This is a genomic window from Mucilaginibacter sp. SJ, from assembly GCF_028993635.1.
In the GTDB taxonomy this organism is placed as follows: domain Bacteria; phylum Bacteroidota; class Bacteroidia; order Sphingobacteriales; family Sphingobacteriaceae; genus Mucilaginibacter.
Genome location: NZ_CP118631.1, coordinates 4210045 through 4232521, shown reverse-complemented (window position 1 = coordinate 4232521; position 22477 = coordinate 4210045). Strand labels below are relative to the sequence as shown.

Here is a 22477-nt window from a genome sequence, read left to right as displayed (position 1 = left end):
GTTATGAAAATTAATGTTTTGTAGCTGATTTTGAGGCCGGCTTTTTAGCCGGAGCCTGGTTAGAAGAACCAAAAGCATCCTGCATCATTTGCGTTAGTTCATCTTTATGTTCTGCAACGGCATTCTGGCCAACCATCATCCCCCTTTGCATTAACGCAGGCAATTTTGAGCTTACTTTTTGCCCTATCGGTGAGCTATAAAACACAGAAATCTGATTAAGTTCATCTTCAGTAAATTCTTCAGCATAAATAGCTGCCATCTTATCTTTAAGCAAATCCCAGGTAAAATATTTGCTCATAAAGGTTTTCATCACATCAATGAATTTGGCACGCTGCTCTGCAGGCATTTGACTACTTGTGGAGTTAATGATATTATCCATCATTCCGCCAAACTGTTTATCTATACCAATAGAAATTAACAATTGCTCAGCGGCCTTTAAATGTGATTGGGTAATAGTTTGAGTGGTTGTTTGCGCTTTTAAGCTTGAAAAAGAAAACAGGATGATTCCTGTTAATGCGATAAGTTTAAGTTTTAGGTTCATATTAAATTTTGATAAAGATCTTTTTGATGTAGAACACCCACATCACTACCCATAAAATGAGCACCGTAAATATAGCACTTATCAATGAAGCATTTACAGGTGAAAGATAAGGCGCAAAAAAAGTTTGATAAATAGACGAGCCGTTTATTTTGATCATCCCCATATAATGCGGAATAAAGCCCGACAATACATAAGCTGTTATAGCATTGGTACCAAATACCACAAAGGGATAAGTAAAGCGTTTGTACCCTTGTATGTCAATAAGCCAGTAGCATAAAGCCAGCCCAATGGTTGCCAGGCCGCCGGTATAAAGCACAAAGGAGCTTGTCCACAAGGCTTTATTAATGGGGAAAAACAAGTCCCAAAACAAGCCTGCTATAACCGCGATTATTCCGTAAACAAACATCCAGTTAGTTTTGATATTGTCATCGCGGTCTCTACGTTTTAGCCAGCTGCCCACCCTAATACCAAACAGGGCTGTGGCAACGGCGGGAATAGTTCCCAGCAAACCTTCCGGATCCCAGGTATGCGATTCGCGCCAGAGGTGATCGGGCGTAAATACCAGCCTGTCTATCCATGCCCCCATATTGGTTTCAGGCTCAAGATTGGCATAGCCTACACCCGGTACAGGGATAAAGGTCATGATGATAAAATAACCGATAAGTGCGATGGCAAAAATCCAGTCGCGCGTTTTTTGTGATGTCTTGAGATAAAGTACTGTGCTGATGAAATACACCAGGGCTATGCGCGGCAACACACCCGGCAAACGTAAATGAGCCAGCCCTGTATCGGGGTGCAAGGTCAGTTGAGTTATCCAGGGGATCAGCAGCAAGATCATGGTACGGCGCAGCGCCTTCAGGATGAGTTTACTGTGCGATACCGCAGCCTTTTTACTTTCCATGGCATATATAACCGATACGCCAACCATAAACAAAAAGAAAGGAAAAACCAGGTCGGTAGGTGTACAACCGTTCCATTTAGAATGTTCAAGCGGTGCATAGATATGCCCCCAGTCGCCAGGGTCATTGACGAGGATCATCATGGCGATGGTAATACCCCGGAATACATCAAGGGAAAGAAGGCGTTTTGGTTTTTCGGTTATGGTTGAGGTCATAGGTTACATTAAAGAAATTCCCTCCCAAGGGAGGGGTGCGTTTGGAATGTGCATTGGCAGGGAGGGGTTTATACACCCTGTCAAAAACAAGGCTAATCGATGAAACCCCTCCCTACACCCTCCCAAGGGAGGGAATCGCACAAGGCCTCCAATTATTAACCCCATTGTCCGCTTCCACAGACAATAGGGTTCAATCCAAATCCTTAAAACATATATCGTTTAAACGCCTCCATAGCCTCATATTCAGCAAGACCAAGGCGGTCGTAGCGCTGGGCGGTGTCGCGGGTGCGGTCTTCTGCCCTTACCCAGAACTCCCTTGCATCATCGCCCGGAAACACAGGCCTGTCCTTTTGCGACTGGTGCTTGAAGATGGCGTTACGCTTGCGGATCACCTCCTGTGGCGACAATGGTACTGCCATCTCTATCTCATAAGTCTCAAACTCATGCCATGCTCCACGATACATCCACAGCCAGCAATCTTCTACCCAGGCTTCTTTACCTTTTAATCTTTCCAGTGCAGCTAAGATGATTTTGAAGCATACTAAGTGCGTACCATTAGGATCGGCAAAATCACCGGCAGCAAAGATCTGCTGTGGTTTTACTTTTTGAAGCAGGTCGATAGTCAATTGAATATCTTCCTCACCTACCGAGTTCTTTTTGGTTTTACCGGTTTCGTAAAACGGCAATGCCATAAAGTGGATATGATCATCCTCTAAGCCTGCATACCTTGCACCAGAGATAGCCTCGGTTTTCCTGATAAAGCCTTTTACATTCCTGATCTCCTGGGTGTCGATCTCGTTTGGTTGTTTGGTTGGGAAGAAGGCACGCATATCTTCATATGATTTTTGAAGATGAGCTGTGTCTTCGCCAATGCTTTTTGTAAAGTCGATCGCAAATTCCATGTACCTTAGCACATCATCATCCCAAACGGCGGTATTGCCTGATGTTTGGTAAGCCACGTGTACGTCATGTCCCTGGTCTACCAAACGGATAAATGTACCGCCCATCGAGATCACGTCATCATCAGGGTGAGGTGAGAAAATGATTGAGCGTTTTTTAGCAGGCAGTGCCCTTTCCGGTCTTTGAGAATCATCCGCATCCGGTTTACCACCCGGCCAGCCGGTGATGGTATGCTGAATTTGGTTAAAAATATCAATATTGATATTATACACAGGGCCTTGCTCTACCGCAAGTTGTGCCATGCCGTGGTTATTGTAATCTTCTTCGGTTAGTTTCAGTACCGGTTTGTTAACCTCATTGGCAAGCCAGATCACCGCTTTCTTTTTTAGCTGATTATCCCACACGCAATCTTTTACCAGCCATGGAGTATCAAACCTGGTCAGTTCTGACGCTGCATCTGCATCCAGTACAAACTCTACATGTTGTGACAATTGCAGGTAGGTTGCAGGTACTTCGCCCGAGATCTCGCCTTCCACCGCTTTTTTGATGATCGGTGCTTTCTTCTTGTTCCAGGCCATCAAGATGATTTCCCTGGCTTTGAAGATGGTACCGATCCCCATGGTAATGGCTTTGGTTGGCACATTCGCCTTACCACCAAAATCCCTTGAAGCATCACTCCTCGTCAGGTCGTCAAGCGTTACCATCCTGGTTCCTGAGTTTGGTGCAGAACCCGGCTCGTTGAAGCCGATGTGACCTGTACGACCGATACCCAGGATCTGAAGGTCTAAGCCGCCAAGTTCTTCTATCTGCTTTTCGTAAGCCAGGCAGTAGCCTGCTACGGCTTCTTTATCCAGTGTACCATCCGGGATGTGCACATTGGCTTTATCTATATCAATATGGCTGAACAGGTTTTCGTACATGAAGGTTACATAGCTTTGTGCTGCTGTGGGTTTCATTGGGTAGTACTCATCCAAGTTGAAAGTGATCACATTCTTAAAGCTCAAGCCTGCTTCTTTGTGCTGCCTTACCAGTTCGGCATATACCCCTATCGGGGTTACACCGGTGGCAAGCCCCAATACCGCTTTTTCGCCTTTGGCTTGTTTCGCGCGGATCAGATCTGCTATCCGGTTCGCTACCGCTACCGAGGCTTCCTGTTGGTTGTTGTATACGCTTACCGGTAACTTCTCGTAACGTGTCTCTTCCAATAAATTTAATCGTGCCATGAATCTTAGGAAATGAAAATGAGGTTAGTTGTTCAAAACAAATATATCAGATATTTACATAGCGCCGTTATTATTTTAACTTTTGCGATGGTGTTAACCAATCTAAATGGGGTTAACACGGGTTAACACATTTCAAATCTTTAAAATACAAAACATTAATAATCAATAGTTTAAACACTGCCATGGGTTACACTAAACTGATATTTTCGAGCAATTAACACGTCCAAACGTTTACCCCTGTTATTGACAAAAGCAAGTGCTGATGAAACCTGGCCCGTTTAACCGGCATCAGGCCATAAAACAAGTATCATTTGATACTGATAGTTTGCCAATATCATTATCTTAATTCGTTGCTATATTAACAACAAATCATCGTCACTAAAATATTAAATGCATTTACCCCAACTTTTGCGGGTTGCCGTACAAATAGTAATTTAAGCCCATGATACCATTGAACCATAACCTGCAACACCTGTTTAGCATCGCTCAAAAACCATCAAAAACGGGTATCGGCCTAATGTCCGGCACCTCATTGGACGGGCTTGACATTGCCCTGTGCAAATTTACCGGCAATGGTTTAAGCACTCATTTTGAGCTGATGCAATTTATCACAATCCCTTATCCGGATAGTTTTAAGCAGGAAGTTCAACAGGTGTTTGCCCGGCGCAATGCAGATCTTGAAAAGGTAACTTTACTTAACGCTTATATCGGCAGCTATCACGCCGAACTGATATTGCAGGCACTTGCTCAATGGAAAGTCGACCCGCAAGAGGTTGATTTTATCGCCAGTCATGGTCAAACTATTTACCATGCCCCCCAGCGTTTACATCAGCATAAAAACTACGGTAACGCTACTCTGCAAATTGGCGACGGCGATCATATCGCCGTAAAAACCGGCATATTAACCATCAGCGATTTCAGGCAAAAGCATATTGCTGCCGGAGGAGAAGGCGCTCCGCTGGCTTTATATGGTGATGTATTATTGAGCAATAAAACCGGCCAAAACCGGGTGCTGTTAAACATAGGAGGCATTGCTAATTTAACCTGGCTTCCCGGCGACGGTGATTTTAACCGCGTGCTCTGCACAGATATTGGCCCCGGCAATACACTCATAGATGCTGCCTGCCGAAAATATTTTGATAAGCCTTTTGATGAGGATTCGGTCATCGCTTACAAGGGGCGGGTAAATAAAGATCTATTAACGGCGCTCCTCTCCCATCCGTTTTTTAAAGAAAATGCCCCCAAAACCACCGGACCAGAACTGTTCAATCTTGCCATAGTTGCTGAAGCACAGCAACGGTCAGGTACCGGGCAAGTTAGTGGTGAAGACCTTATTTGTACCCTAAGCGCCTTCACCGCGGCATCCATAGCCGGTTTTGTTAAGGAAAATATAGCAGGGGACCATATTAAAATTTTTACCAGCGGCGGCGGGGCGCGAAATCCATTTGTTATTGGGGAATTAAAAAAACTATTGCCCCAAGCGACAATAGAAGATAGCAGTTTACTTGGGATTAACCCCGACGCCAAAGAAGCTATATTATTTGCTTTATTAGCTAATGAAGCCTTATGCGGTGAGCCGATCAGGATCGGCGTTAACCCGGCAGTGTTGATGGGGAAATTCTGCTTCCCGGTTTAAGCGGGGAGTTCAAATTGATTATTCCCACGCAGCGAGGCATCACATGCATCTATACACTTGCGCTGTAAACGCTCCAAATAGCTTATCGCCCCATCTGCTGCTTCATGAACCTTCTGATCCGCTGCAACAAGGTACCTTTTCTGTTTGCCAGGAAATTTTTTATCGCTTTATAAGCCTCTTCATTCTCCTCTATGATGTCGGGAAATTGCGTTACCTGTTTGCGTGCCATTTGCACATGGTACATATCCTCTTTATTGGAGTGCACGCCAGTACCATCATGGCCTATATTTTGAATAAGCGACTGTGAAGGGTTCAGCGTCAACCCGTTCTTCAAAAAGATAGAGGCATACCAGCGAATGGCCCAGGAATTATTTTTACCGGCCTTAAACTGCTCTATCTGCTTCCAAAAATTCATTTTACCTTCTATCGAAAACCGGGCTATTTTCAGCGTATCAAACTGATCAATCAGCTTATCAACATCGGGTTCAAAGTTTTTCCAGGCGCGGGCCCAGGTTGCCCAGCCCCAGCTGGTGGCTGCACGATAAAAGAATGTTTCGGGCAGTTTTTTGTCATGCAGATTGTACATATAGGCACCGATATGCATTACCTGTTCCTGGTTTGCATATTTTGTTAATGCGTCATTGAAATACTGCAAGGTATAGGGGGAAGATAACAGATCGTCTTCAAAAACAATCACTTTGCCATATTCATACACCAACTGTGTTACCCCGCTGATGATGGATTCGGCCAGACCGAGATTATGATTACGCAAAATAATTTTTACCGATTTAAAACCGCTTACATCTTTTACCAGTTGCCTCACCTGTTCAACCTTTGGCTTATCGGCATCAGTTTTGGCTGAATCGCAAAAAATATACAGGCGCGACTCATCGGCCAGTAAATTTTGCTGCAAATAACTGATGGTACGGCGGGTATGGTCGGGCCGGTTATAAACAAAAAGAGCTATCGGGGCAAGATTTTGCATGGTATAATTTCAGCAGATCAGGTATTGCAATTTAAACACCTTGCATTAAGCGGGCATTTAATTTGCAAGGCAAAATTATACCATAACCTTCCGATTGCAAACAAATAAAATAATTTGTTTTTATTCTGCCGATTTTACCGTAAATGTGGTACGGCGGTTAAGTTGCCTGCCCTCAGGGTTATCTTTGCCATTTGGTAGTTTGTTTGGGGCAACGGGCATTCTTTTGCCATAGCCGCGGGCTGTAATACGGGCAGACTTAATGCCTTGCAGTAACAGGTAATCAACACAAGCCTCCGCACGGGCCTGCGATAATTTCATGTTCGCCGCGTCGGTGCCTATTCCGTCAGTATGCGAGCCAAGCTCGATCTTAATTTTAGGGTTATCGTTCATGATGGCCACCAGTTTATCCAGCGTATCAAATGATTCGGACCGGAGATGGGCGTTACCAAAATCAAAATAAATATTCTCGATAGTTATCTGAACATTGATCTTATAATTCTGCAGGCAAATTTCGGGGTTAATGAGCGTATCAATACCCGGCTTTACTATCGGTGCAGGAATAACTTTGGTAAAGTACCCCTTTTGCGAAATCTCCAGTTTATACCTTGGCAGTTTTTCCTTTACCTGGAAAACATAATCGCCTTTGGCATCGGTTACCTTAACAGCCAAACCCATTTTCACGTCGGGATCTTTAAGAATTACCCTTGCTCCTGCCATACCACCGTTAGTGCGGCAATCAATTACACGGCCACTGATATATAAAAACTTATACTGCCCGGTAAACAGGCTTAAGCAGCAGTCAGAACCGCGTGCCGAACTCAGGTAAAATTTATTTGGATTGGTTGGATCAAGGCTATAGTACAAGTCGTCTTTAGATGAGTTAACCGGGTAACCTAAATTAACCGGGGCCGACCAATGGCCAAAATCTCCTTCGCTGCGGTAAACATCAAAGCCGCCCATACCGGTAAAACCATTCGAGCTAAAAAACAACACTTTATCTGCCTTGTCATAATATGGCGATTGTTCGTCATATGCTGTATTTACCGCATCGCCCAGGTTACTTACAGTTTTCGGCTGCCCGGCATCATCAAGGTTACTTTCCCAAATGTCGTCGCCGCCTTCACCGCCGGGCCTGTCGGATGAGAAAAACAATCGCCGGCCATCAGCGCTAACAAAAGGGTGCTTGGAATTATAGCCTTCGGCATTAACAGTATTATTGAGCCTTACCGGCTGCTGCCATATGCTGCTTACCAGTTGACTAAAATAAATGGCAGATACTGTTTTCCCGTTCTTTTTATACCAGCGGGTAAGGTACATCCTGGTGCCGGTACCATCAAGCGCAGGTGTAGCGTATTCAATTTGTCCTTCTTTATCAAACGCGTTAAAGTTTGTGGCAAGCGCTTTAGTTGAGTCAAGGATGGCCGAACTGTAAACCCTGTTGGTATAAAGCTTATCCTTATCAACCAGGCGTGATGAGGTAAACCAATACCTGCCCAGGTTAACGGTAAGGGCGTAGTCGCCCTGGTCTTTATTTAAAAACACCAAAGCTGATACATCAACGGCGCGTGGGTGTTCCAATTGCTTCAAGGCATATTCGCACGAGATTATTTCTTTTTTAGCGAGAGCGGCATACTGCGGATCGGGAGCGTTGCCTGCAAACTGCTTTAACTGGACCAAAGCTTCATTATACTTTCCGTTTGCCTGCAGGCAGATGCCGTACCAAAGCGGTACTAACGGATATTGGGCAGTTGGTGCTTCCTTAGCCAATTGGGCATACCATATGGTAGCATCAGTATAGTCTTTATACAGGCGGTATGATTCGGCCAGGCGATAAATGATGTATTGATTAGTCTCAGCCTTTTTTGAACTGATTTTTTTTACAGCTGATGAACGCGGCACACTGCTTTTTGGTTCATCGGTTGTACCATCGGCAATATGCTTGTAATAATACGCGGCAGTATAGTACTCATGCCTGTTAAAGGCAGTGTCGGCCAGTGCCCTGTAGTTTTTCGCCTGTCCAAATGAAACCAACGGAAAAAACAATAGTAAGAAATAAGGTAATAGTTTTTTCATATTATATCCTTGGGCAAATTGGGGCCGGAGAATCAGTGTAGCGACTAAATATATAGCTTATTGATAGTTCAAAACCGCCGCGGCCAGATGTAACCGCGCGAAGCCCTGAAGTATTAAAATCATAACTGGCACCAATCATCATCCTGCGTATATGGTAACCAACGTTGGCAATTGCAGCATCCTGCACCCGGACCATACCACCGAGTACCAGGCCGTTATCATCGGCAAACTTAAGTTCAGAATATAATCCGAACGCTTTAATCTCACCTTTGCCTTGTTTAACGTAAACTGCGTTTGGGATCAGGTCAAAAAAATCAGACGCTTTTATACGCACACCGCCATGTGCAGTAAACCGCATGGGCAATTTACTGGCGATACCGCCAGCGGCAAAAGGATCTGTTACATCATTGATATGGTTAATGCTAAGCCCGCCAAACAAATTGGCTTTATTCATCGGATCGGCATTGTAATAATAGATACCGGCGCCTGCATCAAATACCGTTTTTGACGAATAACCAAAATTTTCGAAATTGGGCAAGTTAGGGTCGAAGCCGCTGTTCGGATCGTACTGGTTATCAGACTGGAGTTTACCCGGATCAAAGCTGCGGCTGATAACACCCGCCTGCAAACCAAAATGCAGCCGCTGATTACCATCGCCTGACAGGGTTATGCCATAACCAAATGAACCATAAGCTGTAAAATAATTATACCCGGCAGTGCCTGCTTTTTGATCAAGGATATTAAAGCCTATGCCCACCTTATCGGTTGGCTTGAAATCGGCCGATACCCCCGCTGTGCGGTAGCCATTGCTGATGTTTGCCCACTGGTCACGGTAGTTGGCAGATAAGCGTGTATCCCCGTCAAAAACGCCTGTAAGCGCCGGGTTGAGCCAAAGTGGGTAAGCGTAATATTGTGAAAAATGCGGATCAACCTGCGCCTTCACCGTTCCTGCAACTGCAAACTGCAGCGCTATTGTAATAATGAGTATTAGTTTCTTCATCTTAATAGCGTAATTGTTCCTTTTTTATTCAATTGCGCCCCGTTATTCATTGCAGCTTTTAAATAGTATACGTATACACCCACGGGCATCAATGAGCCTTTATAATAACCATCCCATCCTTTGTTAACATCGGTTGATGTAAAAACCAATTGTCCCCATTGATCATACACATTAAAGGAAAGTGTTTTTATATTTTTTCCATGTGCATAAATGATGTCGTTATTTCCGTCGCCGTTGGGGGTAAAGTTGTTGGCTACATATATTATATTGTTATTATCGATGGTGGCGGCAGTAACCGCGGCCGAAGCTTCGCTAAGCGTACATGATAACGCTCCTAAAGCCTTAACTGTAATGGTTACAGACTCGTTTAGACCAAGGCCGCTCACTTTATGCGTTAAACCGCTACTGCCCGAACTTGGCGCGGTATAGGTTAAACCGTTGTTGGTACTTACCAGGTAACTGGTAGCTCCGCTTACCGCGCTCCACTCAAAAGCTACGCTTGATGAGGTAACTTCACCAACCGTTACCACAGGCGCTTCAAGCGGCTTGGTCATCTGTACCTGCACCGTCACTCTTCCGCTGCTGTTGCACCCGGTGCTGTTGGTTGCTTCCAGATAATAATTTTTTGCCGATGTTAAGTTAGCTGTAACATATGTATTGCCCTGGGCAAGCAGGTTTCCGCCCGTCGGCGCATCATACCATGAAATAACTGCCCCGCCTGATGCTGAAGCGGTTAATGTAGCACTGGTGCCGGGGCAAACAGATGTTCCCGAACTGCTTATTGTAACCACCGGCAACGGAATGATAGCTACGCTAACCGCCCCCCGGGCCGAGGAACCGCATCCTGCAGCGTTAACACCCTGTATATAATAGGTTGTTGCCGCTGTTACGTTGCTGATTGTATAACTGGTTCCGGTATGTAAAATATTAGCATCGGTTGCGCTGCCGTACCAGTTATAAACAACACCGCTTTGCGCGTTTTGTATGGTAATTGTTGTTGTGGAGCCGGAGCAAACACTAACAGTGCTTTGCGTAAATTGCGGCACCGCCGGTAATGGCGAAACGGTTACCTGTATTGTTGTTAAAGGACTGCTGCAGGCGCTGTTAGATGCCTCAACATAAAAACTTTTGCCTGCGTTTAAAACAGGTGTTTTGTAGGTAGTACCCGTGGCAAGTATTGTAGTTTTAGCAGGCGAATCATACCAGTTGTAAGTTAACCCGGCCTGCGGCGAACTAATCGTTAACGTAGCTGCGGTTCCCTGGCAAATGGTTAGGCCCGATGCTACGGGCGACGGTGCAGGCGGAGGTGTTAAAACCTGAACACTGATCACGTTACTCACCATGGGGGTTGTACAGGTACCTGATGATACTATACGGCGGTAGTAAGTGCCCTTACTTAATACCGGCGGGTCATAGTTTTTTGATGTAGCCCCGGCAATATTAGCAAAGGTTACATTATCGGCAGATGACTGCCATTGGTATGAAAAAGTACCGTCACCACCGGCAGGCGTGCTGCCCGTAATTGCCGAGGGGTTACCGGTTACACAAAAATCAGTAACTGTGGGGGCTGTGATCTGGTTATTGGTTACCGCTATCACGGGCTTAACAGTTAAACTTATCTTTCCGCGTGATGTAGAACTACAACCTGTTGAACTAAGTCCCTCTACATAATAAGTTACTGCTGACGTTACATTTTGCAATACCCAGGTGCTGCCGGTATGCAAAATATTGGCATCAGTTGCAGTACTATACCAATTATAAATAACGCCGCTTTGCGGATTTTGCACGCTAAGGGTCACTGTTGAGCCCATACAGGCTGTAACCGTTGTTTGAGAAAACTGAGGCACAGCAGGCGCCTGGGTAACCTTTACCTGTATGGTTGCTAACTGGCTGCCGCAAGTGCCGTTTGATGCTTCGACATAATAACTTTTGCCAGCACTTAAAACAGGCGTAGTATATGAAGTTCCCGTAGCGAGCACGGTGGTTTTAGCCGGCGAATCATACCAGTTATATGTAAATCCGGCCTGTGGTGAGCCAACCGTCAACGTAGCCTGGGTTCCCTGGCAAATAGTTATTACCGATGCCGTAGGCGATGGAGGAGGTGGAGGTGTTGAAACCTTAAGGAGCACAGCATTGCTAAGCGCCGGAGTTGTACATGCACCGGAAGAAACCATACGGCGATAATAAGTATCATTGTTTAGCACCGGCGGGTCATAGTTTTTTGATACAGCACCCGGAATATCATTAAATGTTGCGTTATCCGCGGATGATTGCCATTGATATGAAAATGTACCATCGCCCCCTCCGGGTACACTACCTGTAATAGCTGTTGGATTGCCTGTTGAGCAAAATTGGGTAACGGTTGGCGCTATTATCGTATTGTTATTTACCGCTGCTATCGGCCTTACAGTCACATCATAATAAGAATCAAAATCCACTACACCACCGGTAGAGATCCTTCGGCGCAGGCTGTATACAATACTTGAAGCAGATGTATTTGTTAACGAAGATGTGATATAATCTTTTTGAGTATTTGCCGACGGTGCATTTACCCAGTTCCCGTTGTTATTTATTTGCCATAGATAACTGTCAGGTACCGGAGTTTTTACATCTCCGTTGAGTACAGCCGCAGCGGCGGAGCAAATGGTAATTGCCTGCAGGGGAGCAACCGTAATATGGTACGGAGTAAACCGTGGTTCAACAGATCGCAGCTCTGTGTTAACGGGCATGGGAATTTCAAATGCCCGGCTAAAACCGGCCAACGGGAGAAAAGCCAGGCAAAATATTGCCCATAATATTATTTTATATAAAGGTGCAGGTTTAGGGTGCATAGCTTAAATTAACGGATAATGATAATAATTATCTTTCATATTACTAAACTTTCAAAATATTTTAATCACTAACCAAACGATTTCAACGCCAGTCAGCGTTGAGTTAACCCAATCAGTTATGTTATTAATTATTTTATTGTTAATCCAGGTTTATCAATAACGTTACATTACAACGGTATCTTAATCTCTTCTACGATACAATTAATTATAATGTTCACATTATCAAAAAATTTTAAACTATACTTTACTGCAATTGAAGCTATTACAAATTTCAACCTTTTAAATGTGTGGGCAAACCTGTGCCGGGTTAGGCGGGCGACGTGAAAAAATATAACTTATGGATAACTCAAATCCTCCCTGCCCTGCAGTGGCGGTACGCAATGCCGAAGTATTAAAATCATAGCTTGCCCCAATTGTCATATTATTAAAACGATAGCCCACATTGGCCGCCGCTGCATCCTGCAACCGTAGCATAGCCCCAAGAATAAGCGCGTTGTTATCGGAAAACTTAAGTTCGGAATATACGCCGCCTGCCCGAATTTGATTTTTCTGTTGCTTTATATAAATAAAATGCGGTGTAACATCAAAAAAGTCAGATGCCTTTATTCGCACCCCGCCATGAATATTAAGCCTTACCGATAAACGGCTGTTAATCCCTTCGGTAGCAAACGGATCTTTTGCATTAGTTAAATGGGCAAGACTTAACCCTAAAAAAGGATTAGCAGCAGTGAATTGATCGCTATTGTAATAAAATATACCCGCGCCGGCATCAAACACTGTCGCCCCAGAGTTAACAAAATTTTCAAAACCGGGAAGAGTTGGATCAAAGCCGCCCATTCCGGGGTTATATTGATTATCCAGCTGAATTTTATTTGGATCAAAACTCCGGTTTATAACTCCAGCCTGTACCCCAAAGTTCAGATGCTGCGTTTCATCGTCGGATATAATTATACCATAACCAAATGAACCATAAGCGGCAAAGTAATTGTATCCTGCTGCACCTGCTGCCTGGTTTATAATATTTAACCCGAGGCCAACTTTATCGTTAGGTTTAAAATCTGCAGATACCCCTACAGTCCTGTAGCCATTACCGACACTTGCCCATTGATCTTTAAAATTACCCGTTAAGCGCGTCTCGCCGTCAAAAGCCCCGGTAAGCGCGGGATTAAGCCATAAAGGGTAAGCATAATACTGCGAAAAATGCGGATCAACCTGCGCTTTCAGTAACCCGGCAAACGCAAGCTGGAGTAATATTGTAACTAAGAGGATCCGTTTCTTCATCGTAACAGCGTAATTGTTCCTTTTTTATTCAATTGCAGTCCACTATTTGTTACCGCCTTTACGTAATATACATACACACCTACAGGCTCCCGGGTGCCTTTATAATATCCGTCCCATCCTTTACCCATATCTGCAGAAGTAAAAATAAGTTCGCCCCATTGGTCGTAAACATAAAATGCAATACTTTTTATACCTTCACCATGCACATAAACTATATCATTATTGCCATCGCCATTAGGCGTAAAAGTGTTTGCCACATAAATCTGACTTCCATTTGGACTAATGGCCGTGCCTGTTACAGCAGTTGAACTGCCACTTAGCTGGCATGATGAGGCGCCGAGCGCCTGCACCAGTATAGTAACCTGTTCATTAAATTGCAGCCCGCTAACGGTATGACTTAAGCCATTGGAACCTGAGCTTGGCTGGCTATAAGTTTGCCCGTTATCAATGCTTACCTGGTAACCGGTAGCACCCTCTACAGCATTCCATTTAAAAGCAATACTTGAATTGGTGGTAGCATCCACGCTCACAACAGGAGCGTCCAATTGCTTTAACATGGTAACATCAACCTTTGTGCGTACAATTGTACCACAATTACCGGCATTTACAGCCCCTACATAATAACTGGTTGATGAGTTCAGACTTGGTGTAGTAAAGGAGTTCCCCGTATAAACAGGTGTTATGGCCGAAGCGCTTGTATACCATAATATAGTATTATCACCGTCACTGCTTGATACTGTCAACGTTGCCGTAGTACCGGGACAAATGGCTGTATTGTTAACGGCTATTTGCGGCAATGCGATGGTATTGACATTAACAGCAGTCCGGGTGCCGGATGCGCAGCCAGCTGCATTTACGGCTTCGGCATAATAGGTAGCCCCACCTGTGAGTACAGGCGTGGTAAAACTAATCCCGGTATATAGAAGCACTCCGGTGGTAGCGTTGCTATACCAGTTATAGGTAAAGCCTGTCTGCGGGTTCTGGATCTTAAGCGTGGCTGTTAAACCTGCACAAACCCTAACGGGGTTTTCAACCAATGCCGGGGCAGTTGGTATTGGCGCCATGCTTACCTGTATTGGAGCGAGGGCACTGCTGCAGATGCCATTAGATGCCTCAACATAATAGCTTGTTGCTGTGTTTAGTGTCCCCGTAGGAAATGATGTACCGCTAAATAGCAGGTTATCTTTTGCTGAAGAACTATACCAGTTATAGATAATCCCGGTCTGCGGGGCACTGATAACTATAGTTGCCGAAGCACCCGGACAAATTACAGGCGGAGTACCCGCAAACACAGGAGTAGCCGGAACAGCCAGGATAATAATACGCACCACATTACTAATCGACGGTGTAATACAGCTGCCTGACAACGCTTTACGGCGATAATAAGTATTGACATTGACAGGCGCCGGGTCATAATCTCTCAGCGTTGCCCCCTGAATATCCTTAAAAACGGTATTATCGGTGGAAATTTGCCATTGGTATTTGAATACCCCGTTACCACCCGTTGGGTTTCTTCCGGTTATAGTTGATGCATCACCGGTGATACAAAATGAAGTTACCGCAGGTGCTGTTATATTATTGCCTGCTATTGCTGTTTCGACCGTTACTATTACTGTATTGCCTGCAAGTGGCATAATACACGAACCCGAGGTAACCAAACGCCTGTAATAAGTTGTTGCTGTTATGACGCCGGGGTCATAATTTTTTCCCACTGCCCCGGATATATCTGTAAACGATATATTATCGGTTGACTTTTGCCATTGATAGGAATAAGTACCATCGCCTCCCGTCGGAACACTTCCTGTTATGGGTGCAGGATCGCCATTGGCACAAAACGTGGTTATGGCAGGGGCGGCAATTGTATTACCGGCAATGGCAGGCAGCATTTTTACCCCGGCAACATTACTTACCACAGGCAGAACACAGCTACCTGATGATGCAATACGGCGGTAATAAGTATCAGTATTAACGGGCCCCGGATCATAACTTTGTCCTGTTGCGCCGGCTATATCGATAAAAGTTATATTATTTGCAGATGACTGCCACTGGTAAGTAAATGCCCCGGTTCCTCCCGATGGTACATTACCGGCTATAACCGCCGGATCGCCGCTTACGCAAAATGTTACAGCTGCCGGGGCCGTGATCAGGTTGTTAATTACAGGTGTTGTACCCTGGATTTGAATACTGGTAATATTACTTGCTAATGGCGCGGTACAAACTCCCGAAACAACTAACCGGCGAAAATAAGTTGTTACACTTACAAGCGGCGGATCGTAATCTTTTGCAGTTGCTCCGTTAATAGCTGTAAAGGTTATGTTATCCGCAGAGCTTTGCCACTGATAGGTGTATATGCCATCCCCTCCTGTTGGTGTACTGCCGGTGATAATCGCGGCATCAGTGGCCGAACAAAATAGATTAACAGCTGGAGCCGTGATGCTGTTAGCTGCCAGTACAGGCTCAACCTTTATAATAACGGCAGTACCCGTTACCGGTAAGGTACAAGTACCCGAGGTAACTATACGGCGATAATAGGTCGTAATATTAGTAGCAGGCGGATCGTAATTTTTTGCAGTTGCACCCGTTATGTCAGTAAAGGTTGTATTATCTGCTGATTTTTGCCATTGGTAAGTATAGGTGCCATTGCCACCGGCTGGCGTGCTGCCTGTAATAACAGCTGCATCTGCCGATGAACAAAAGGTGGCAACTGCAGGAGCAGTGACAACATTGTTGGATATGGCTGCTGCCGGCTGCACGGTTACATCGTAGTATGAATCATAAGCTATTGTTCCGCCGGTATTAGTTTGCCTGCGCAAACTGTATACTATATTTAAAGCAGTATTATTTGTTAACGCCGACGTGGCATAGTCTTTATTATTTATTGTACCAGGAGCATTTACCCAGCTATTGTTATTATTTATCTGCCACACATAACTACCAGGCACCGGAGCCACTACATTTCCGACCAAAACCGTAGCAGCACCGGAGCAGATTGATTTCGTGTTAACAGTATTGGTCGCAAAAACAACTTTCACTGTGTAATTAAGTGAGTTGCAATTGTTGCCGGTGAGTTTATAGCTTACAGGATCCGTAAAATTTTCTGCAACTGCCGATGCCGGACTTAATGTTACCCCACCCGGAACAGTTATATTAGGTTTTAACGCTTTTACATCAGTACCAGCGGGTACTGTAACTGTAATGAGTAGTTTTGACTGATCAATAACAGCCGGAATACTTTGACCGGGAATGGAAAAAGCCGTTATTTTTAAATTTGCTGTTGCCGTGCTCTGAACATACTTTCCTACAAAACTATCCCTGGCGGTACTTTTCGCGGTAAGCATAAGGTCGCTGCAGGTTGTGGCATCAAAATCAACAGTAGAACAAAACGAACCAACCAATAATACATCGTTGTTATTGTCTATTTCAACGTTACGTCCTAATGTATTACTGCAATTAGGACTGCCTGCACTAAAGGCCCATTTATAATTTAAATCCGAATCATATTTTGCCAGGAACAGATCTTGATTCCCATGATAAGAAACAGGAGCAACTGAAGTCGAGGAAGGATCAAAATCAATTGTCCCATCAAAATATCCGGACAAATAGATGTCATCATTCTTACTGGCTACGATACCATAATTGTAGATATGGGCATAGGTGCCCCCAACATCATTTGCAGCCAGCAGATCGCCTGCCGCGCTGAACTTTGCAAGAAATATATCCCGCTGGCCTTGAGGAGAAAGGCTTATCCCCGTATTAAATATAAGAGGTGATGAAAAAGGCCCATCAATATAGATCTCATTTTTTGAGTTTACACAAAGATTGGTGTTGTTGCTGGTTACGCTGCCTGCAATTGTTTTAACCCATATCAAGATGCCATTTTTATTGTACTTGGCAATAAAAGTAGAAGCACCATTAGCATTAATATTATAAGGGGTGCCTAAAGGATTAAAATTAACCGTGCTTGAAAAAACACCGGATACAATTACATTATCATTTGCATCAATGGCGCAATTATGAGCTTCGCTATTAACTGCATCTGCCAGATTTAATACCCACACCGGGTTTCCTGTTGGACTAAACTTTACCGCCATACCCGAGAATCCTCCCGGTGCACTGTAGGTTTGCCCTCCTACGGTTACCGAACCCTGAAACTGGGATACACCAACAACATTCCCCTGACTATCCGCAACTATTTTCCCTCCGTAATCGGTGGCCCCTCCTCCTATAGATTTGGCCCAGGAAAATGCACCATTGGTAGTAAGCTGAATAATGAATTCATCCTTATCACCATTATTCGTAAGCGTAAAAACCCCGTTCCCCGGATCGGCATCCATAAAGTTTGAGTCATATTGTCCGCTTATTGTAGGGTTGCCATTATTATCAATGGTCATGGAGTTAACCTGGTCGATACCTCCGCCCCCCATGCTCTTAGCCCAGATAAGCTTACCTGCCGGAGTATATTTAGCTACATATATATCAAAATCATTAATGCCTCCTGCAGTTGAAAGATTATAAACACCTGTCGGGGTTGGATCAAAATCAACAGTACCACTGAAAAGACCGGTTACATAAACATTATTTTGCTTATCAATTTTTACAGCCGATGGAATGGAATTAGCATCAGAGCCACCAATATCATCAACCCATTGTGGTTTCGATATCTGTCCCAAACCGGCAAACGGAGTGAAAAAAACGCCAAAAAGAAGCAGGAGAAATAATTTTGTGACAGGATTAGGCATTAGGTTTCAACAGCATTAATTATTGCCCAATTATAGCAATAAAAATTCTATTTACAATAGCAGATTAACCAACTGAAAGTCTGTTATTTATTCCAAAGCACCTTTACCTTCCTTAATATGGAATCTATTTTTTCATTAAGATCGTCCGAGATATGGCAGTAATAGGTAATTATAATGTATACCAGTGCAGTTATACTGCTCCTCACCGCAATGTCCAGGTACAGGTTCGGCATTAGCCAAAAGTATTTTCCTGCAAAAAAACTGGCCACCGAGATGAGTATGATTAAAAGGTGCTTGTGGTCAAAAGGCTGCATTTTAAACCTGTATTTAATATAAAACCAGGTACAGAAATTCAGCAATATCATGGTAACAAGATAGGCTATTGCCGCCCCCATGCCCTTATAGTGGGGTATGAGCAGGTAATTGAGCCCGATACTAAAAACACTGGCAAAAAGGATAAATAAAGTTACCAGTTTATATTTGTGCGAAGTGGTTACAATGTAAGTGTTCAGTCCGCCGGTTATATCAACCAAAAAGCCAAGGCCAATAATTATGATTACATTAAATTGAGCACTCTTTTCGGGGTCATGCACAATACCAAGCAAATTATTTTTATTGATGATGATCCCGACAAAAAGCAGGCAGCCAATTACCATTTGTATGATGGATGTTTTGCGGTACACGCCGGCAATATTCTGCATGTCTTTTGATTTCCATGAATCGGCTACAATTTGATAGGTAGTGCGGCTGAGGGCCTGGGCAGGAACGCTGATCACTACTGCAATATTGAAATACCAACTGTAAACCCCCTGAATGGCATCACCGGCCATGGAGCTCAGCATAACCACATCAACCTTTTGCAAAAACACATAAATGGCAACAGATATAAAAGTAAACAACCCATAATTCAGGGCCTCGCTCTTCTTTATACTACTAAATTTCAGATCATCTAACCTGTGCGAAAACTCACCCGATATAAATAAGCTAATCATTAATAAGGCTGATATTACCCCCCATGACGCTATGTATAACACAATAAAGCCATCAAAATTCAGCCATTTAAGCGCCATCATTACCAATAAAACCGTTGTTATGAGCCTAACCAGCACATCACGTAAAAAACTGGAAAAAATAGTTTTATAAATTATCCTGCCGGTTACCTCCAGGTAATTAAAAACCACGGTAAAAAAAGCCAGTGGAATGAGGTAGTAATAATACTTTACAAATAACGGCGAATTTTTAATATACGCAGGCAGGATAACCGGTCGTAATAAAACGAACAAACCGGTTAATACCACAAAACCCAGCAGCGACAATCCGGCTGTCCAGTGGATAAAGCCATTGTGTTTACGGTCGGCCGTGCGATAAAAGGGGAAATATTTAGCTATAACCCCGGGTATCCCAAAAGACGCAACCAGCGAGTACAGTACCGACATATTAATGAGCAGGTTATAAAGCCCATACTGCTCATTGGTTATAAAAAAAGGGAACAGCAGAATGGTGTTTATATACGCTATCACCATACCAGCGTATGACACCATCGTATTTTTATAAACCTGTTTTTTAACGATTCCCATTTGGGGGGGGTAATTAGTACTTAACGCCTATCCGGCCGGTATAATCTATCCTGTTTAACAGCAACGGTAATTTATTGCTTTCAATATATTCGTCAACAGCTTTACGTGCACCTTCCCAATGGCCGTAATCGTCAATGATGATGATACCTCCGGGTACTAATAACGGATACAAATGTTCCAGTTCATGTTTAGTTGACTCGTACCAATCTGTATCAAGCCTTAGCAGGGCAATTTTACCCGGCAGGGTTTGGGGGATACTATCCTCAACCTTGCCTTTTACGTAGTGAACCAATTGCTTTGGATATTTCAGCGTGCCAACATTGGCCTGCACTTCTTCCAGGGCCGAATAACACCATACCGACGTTGGATCTTCCTTTTGGCTGCTATTCATCAGTTCATCTGCACCTGTGCCGGTAAAAACCTTGTCAAGCTCGGTAGGTTCAGACATACCTTCAAAAGTATCGTACAAATAAATATCTCTTTTGGTATCACCTGCTTTAATCAATGTATCAATAGCCGCCATGGTGCTGCCTCCGCGCCATACGCCGCATTCAACAAAGTCGCCCTGAATGTTGTTTTTTACCAGGTAGTTTACCGCATTGCATAATGATGCAATACGTTCGGGCGTGGTCATTGTATAAGGCTTTACCTTGTGATAAGTATCGAGCGTTGCTTTATCAAAATCGGCAGGCAGGCCATCAACAACAAGGCGTGGATCTGGCTTAACCAGGTCATAGCCTAAATTTTTAATAACCGAATGCATCAGTTTCTTTAACATGTTAATTTTTTTTTATTGCTTGCTTAAGTATGTTCGTTAACGTATTTATCCTATCATGGATATCATAATTTTTGCGGATGTATGCCGCTTCCCTGGCGCCAAGTTCAGACGCTAACTGAATATCTTCCGCAATTTTATTCATATATGCGGCCATGCTTTCAATATCATGTTCGGGCACCAGGTAACCGGTTTCGCCATTAATTACGGCTTCTTTGATGCCTGCATGTTGTGTACTCACAATAGCCAGACCTGATGAACCGGCTTCCAGTATGGTAACCGGTGTGCCTTCTTTATCACCATTGTCAGCGGTAACAGAATGCTGTACAAAACAGCGCGACTGGCCTATCAGTTCCCTGATCTGATCTGTTTTTAAAACGCCTTTGAGGGATATTTTATCTTCCAGTCCCAACCGCTTTACAAAACTTTCTGTTTCTTCAAACAACGGCCCGTCTCCCACCATAGTTAATTTAGCATCCGGCTGTTTTTCGCTCACTATGCGAAATGCTTTGACGATAGATGATGGTGATTTTTTTTCGACAAAACGCCCTACCGAAAGGAAATTTTTACCGGTGCCTGAAATATCAAGCTGCGGGAAAAGCATGGTATCAACACCGCAGGATGCAAGATGGATCTTACCGGCCGGGGCTCCTAAACTTTTTAGGGCCTCCACCATATCGCCTGATACGGCTATAATAGCGCTGGCATATTGAAATGCCTTTTGGTACAAGTTATAATATGTTTCGACCGTTTGTTTGTGATGAGCATCGGCGCCATGAAAATGAATTACCAGCGGTATTCCGGCAATACGGCATGCTTCGGTAACCATAGCGCCGACCATACCGTATTCGGCAAAAACCACGTCTATTTTTTCCTGCTTTAAATACCTTACAAGCGCCCGGTTACGGATGCCGATATTTTGTTTTTTTAACAGGCGTTTTTGTAAAAGATAGCATATCAAACCAAGTTTGGTACGGATAAGGTATTTACCCATGTGATCATAAACTGGGAACGCGCCCCCATAAAGGACTTTTTTATCGCCTGGCAAACGGTTAATATGTTCCTGAATAAAAGTTTCAGAAAAAGCATCTTTATTAGGCTTTATGATACAAAGGTTAAATTGCTCCATTACACCGTGTCCACATTTTTTTGTGCGATAACCACATAAAGCGAGGCATCACGGTCGCGCTGCGGCTGCGAGTGGATCTTATCGAACAAGCGGATAAGACCCTGCATCACAAACGCGAATGGCGGAGCCAAAAGCCTGGGCAGTTTTAGCAATATGGCATCCTGAAAAAGCTGGATTCCGCTTGCTGCAAGGCCCATGATACCGTGAAATGAAGTTATTTTAAAGCCTTCGGCTTCAATGGTTTTACGCAAACCGGCGCTTGTCCATCGCCAATAATCATACGGCGTGGGGTGATAATACCAATAGCCATGCGTAGTGCATATAATACTGCCCCCCGGCTTTAAAATTCGCAATGCTTCTGAAAGATAGCTATGGGGCGAGTCAACATGTTCCAATACCTGGTTGGAAAGAATAATATCGCAAAAATTATCGGGCAACGTAGTTTTGCTGTCGTAATCAATATGATAATCGGCCAGGGGGTTAATATCCAGATCGACCCCTATATATTTGCCAACCATTGGCTCAATAACCGATTTATAGGGCATATCTCCGCAACCAAAATCAATAAGGGTAAGGTTTTTATCAGCGGCAGTTAAATCCTGCATTACTTTTAAAGTTGCATTACGCAGCTTTGTTAAATGTACATATCGCGTTGAAAAAAGAGTAGGATTTA

General features: G+C 44.0%; 14 protein-coding genes. 1 reads left to right on the top strand and 13 read right to left on the bottom strand.

Annotated elements, in window-relative coordinates; genetic code table 11:
* Positions 1–10 precede the first annotated feature (10 nt).
* The 3 genes from MusilaSJ_RS17265 to nagB all read right to left on the bottom strand — a co-directional run bounded on the left by MusilaSJ_RS17265 (position 11) and on the right by nagB (position 3778).
* Positions 11–541 (bottom strand): DUF2059 domain-containing protein, encoded by a 531-nt coding sequence (locus MusilaSJ_RS17265; RefSeq protein WP_274986140.1) that lies wholly within the window; start codon positions 539–541, stop codon positions 11–13.
* 1 nt (position 542) lies between these two features.
* A complete protein-coding gene (locus MusilaSJ_RS17260; protein ID WP_274986139.1) occupies positions 543–1655 on the bottom strand; it encodes an acyltransferase family protein in 1113 nt (370 codons plus the stop codon).
* A gap of 203 nt (positions 1656–1858) precedes the next feature.
* A complete protein-coding gene (nagB, locus tag MusilaSJ_RS17255) occupies positions 1859–3778 on the bottom strand; it encodes a glucosamine-6-phosphate deaminase (RefSeq protein WP_274986138.1) in 1920 nt (639 codons plus the stop codon).
* A gap of 442 nt (positions 3779–4220) precedes the next feature.
* Between nagB and MusilaSJ_RS17250 the strand changes: the two genes are divergently transcribed.
* The gene (locus MusilaSJ_RS17250; RefSeq protein ID WP_274986137.1) at positions 4221–5414 is read left to right on the top strand and encodes an anhydro-N-acetylmuramic acid kinase; all 1194 of its coding nucleotides are present in this window, start codon (positions 4221–4223) and stop codon (positions 5412–5414) included.
* 82 nt (positions 5415–5496) lie between these two features.
* On the opposite strand, the gene MusilaSJ_RS17245 is transcribed toward MusilaSJ_RS17250, so the two are convergent.
* The 10 genes from MusilaSJ_RS17245 to MusilaSJ_RS17200 all read right to left on the bottom strand — a co-directional run bounded on the left by MusilaSJ_RS17245 (position 5497) and on the right by MusilaSJ_RS17200 (position 22409).
* A complete protein-coding gene (locus MusilaSJ_RS17245) occupies positions 5497–6399 on the bottom strand; it encodes a glycosyltransferase family protein (protein WP_274986136.1) in 903 nt (300 codons plus the stop codon).
* A gap of 120 nt (positions 6400–6519) precedes the next feature.
* Positions 6520–8472, bottom strand: a complete 1953-nt coding sequence (locus tag MusilaSJ_RS17240; RefSeq protein WP_274986135.1) for an OmpA family protein — start codon at positions 8470–8472, stop codon at positions 6520–6522.
* A gap of 1 nt (position 8473) precedes the next feature.
* On the bottom strand, positions 8474–9472 hold the full coding sequence (locus MusilaSJ_RS17235) for a PorP/SprF family type IX secretion system membrane protein (protein WP_274986134.1): 999 nt from the start codon (positions 9470–9472) through the stop codon (positions 8474–8476).
* Complete coding sequence (locus MusilaSJ_RS17230; protein ID WP_274986133.1) at positions 9469–12303, bottom strand: T9SS type B sorting domain-containing protein; 2835 nt, start codon at positions 12301–12303, stop codon at positions 9469–9471. Before MusilaSJ_RS17230 ends, MusilaSJ_RS17235 begins: the two co-directional genes overlap by 4 nt.
* Positions 12304–12582: 279 nt before the next feature.
* On the bottom strand, positions 12583–13584 hold the full coding sequence (locus tag MusilaSJ_RS17225) for a PorP/SprF family type IX secretion system membrane protein (RefSeq protein ID WP_274986132.1): 1002 nt from the start codon (positions 13582–13584) through the stop codon (positions 12583–12585).
* Positions 13581–18323, bottom strand: a complete 4743-nt coding sequence (locus MusilaSJ_RS17220; protein WP_274986131.1) for a DUF8696 domain-containing protein — start codon at positions 18321–18323, stop codon at positions 13581–13583. Before MusilaSJ_RS17220 ends, MusilaSJ_RS17225 begins: the two co-directional genes overlap by 4 nt.
* An 83-nt stretch (positions 18324–18406) precedes the next feature.
* Entirely contained in the window at positions 18407–19900 is a 1494-nt protein-coding gene (locus MusilaSJ_RS17215; RefSeq protein WP_274986130.1) for a lipopolysaccharide biosynthesis protein, read from the bottom strand.
* A gap of 13 nt (positions 19901–19913) precedes the next feature.
* Entirely contained in the window at positions 19914–20678 is a 765-nt protein-coding gene (locus MusilaSJ_RS17210; RefSeq protein WP_274986129.1) for a TylF/MycF/NovP-related O-methyltransferase, read from the bottom strand.
* Position 20679: 1 nt separating this feature from the next.
* The gene (locus MusilaSJ_RS17205; protein WP_274986128.1) at positions 20680–21804 is read right to left on the bottom strand and encodes a glycosyltransferase; all 1125 of its coding nucleotides are present in this window, start codon (positions 21802–21804) and stop codon (positions 20680–20682) included.
* On the bottom strand, positions 21804–22409 hold the full coding sequence (locus tag MusilaSJ_RS17200; RefSeq protein WP_274986127.1) for a class I SAM-dependent methyltransferase: 606 nt from the start codon (positions 22407–22409) through the stop codon (positions 21804–21806). Before MusilaSJ_RS17200 ends, MusilaSJ_RS17205 begins: the two co-directional genes overlap by 1 nt.
* Positions 22410–22477 lie beyond the last annotated feature (68 nt).

Coding starts and splice junctions, on each gene's coding strand:
- MusilaSJ_RS17205 (WP_274986128.1), bottom strand. CDS start 21,804: ATGGAGCAATTTAACCTTTGTATCATAAAGCCTAATAAAGATGCTTTT.
- MusilaSJ_RS17220 (WP_274986131.1), bottom strand. CDS start 18,323: ATGCCTAATCCTGTCACAAAATTATTTCTCCTGCTTCTTTTTGGCGTT.
- MusilaSJ_RS17235 (WP_274986134.1), bottom strand. CDS start 9,472: ATGAAGAAACTAATACTCATTATTACAATAGCGCTGCAGTTTGCAGTT.
- MusilaSJ_RS17240 (WP_274986135.1), bottom strand. CDS start 8,472: ATGAAAAAACTATTACCTTATTTCTTACTATTGTTTTTTCCGTTGGTT.
- MusilaSJ_RS17230 (WP_274986133.1), bottom strand. CDS start 12,303: ATGCACCCTAAACCTGCACCTTTATATAAAATAATATTATGGGCAATA.
- MusilaSJ_RS17215 (WP_274986130.1), bottom strand. CDS start 19,900: ATGGGAATCGTTAAAAAACAGGTTTATAAAAATACGATGGTGTCATAC.
- MusilaSJ_RS17200 (WP_274986127.1), bottom strand. CDS start 22,409: ATGCAGGATTTAACTGCCGCTGATAAAAACCTTACCCTTATTGATTTT.
- MusilaSJ_RS17265 (WP_274986140.1), bottom strand. CDS start 541: ATGAACCTAAAACTTAAACTTATCGCATTAACAGGAATCATCCTGTTT.
- MusilaSJ_RS17210 (WP_274986129.1), bottom strand. CDS start 20,678: ATGTTAAAGAAACTGATGCATTCGGTTATTAAAAATTTAGGCTATGAC.
- MusilaSJ_RS17225 (WP_274986132.1), bottom strand. CDS start 13,584: ATGAAGAAACGGATCCTCTTAGTTACAATATTACTCCAGCTTGCGTTT.
- nagB (WP_274986138.1), bottom strand. CDS start 3,778: ATGGCACGATTAAATTTATTGGAAGAGACACGTTACGAGAAGTTACCG.
- MusilaSJ_RS17250 (WP_274986137.1), top strand. CDS start 4,221: ATGATACCATTGAACCATAACCTGCAACACCTGTTTAGCATCGCTCAA.
- MusilaSJ_RS17245 (WP_274986136.1), bottom strand. CDS start 6,399: ATGCAAAATCTTGCCCCGATAGCTCTTTTTGTTTATAACCGGCCCGAC.
- MusilaSJ_RS17260 (WP_274986139.1), bottom strand. CDS start 1,655: ATGACCTCAACCATAACCGAAAAACCAAAACGCCTTCTTTCCCTTGAT.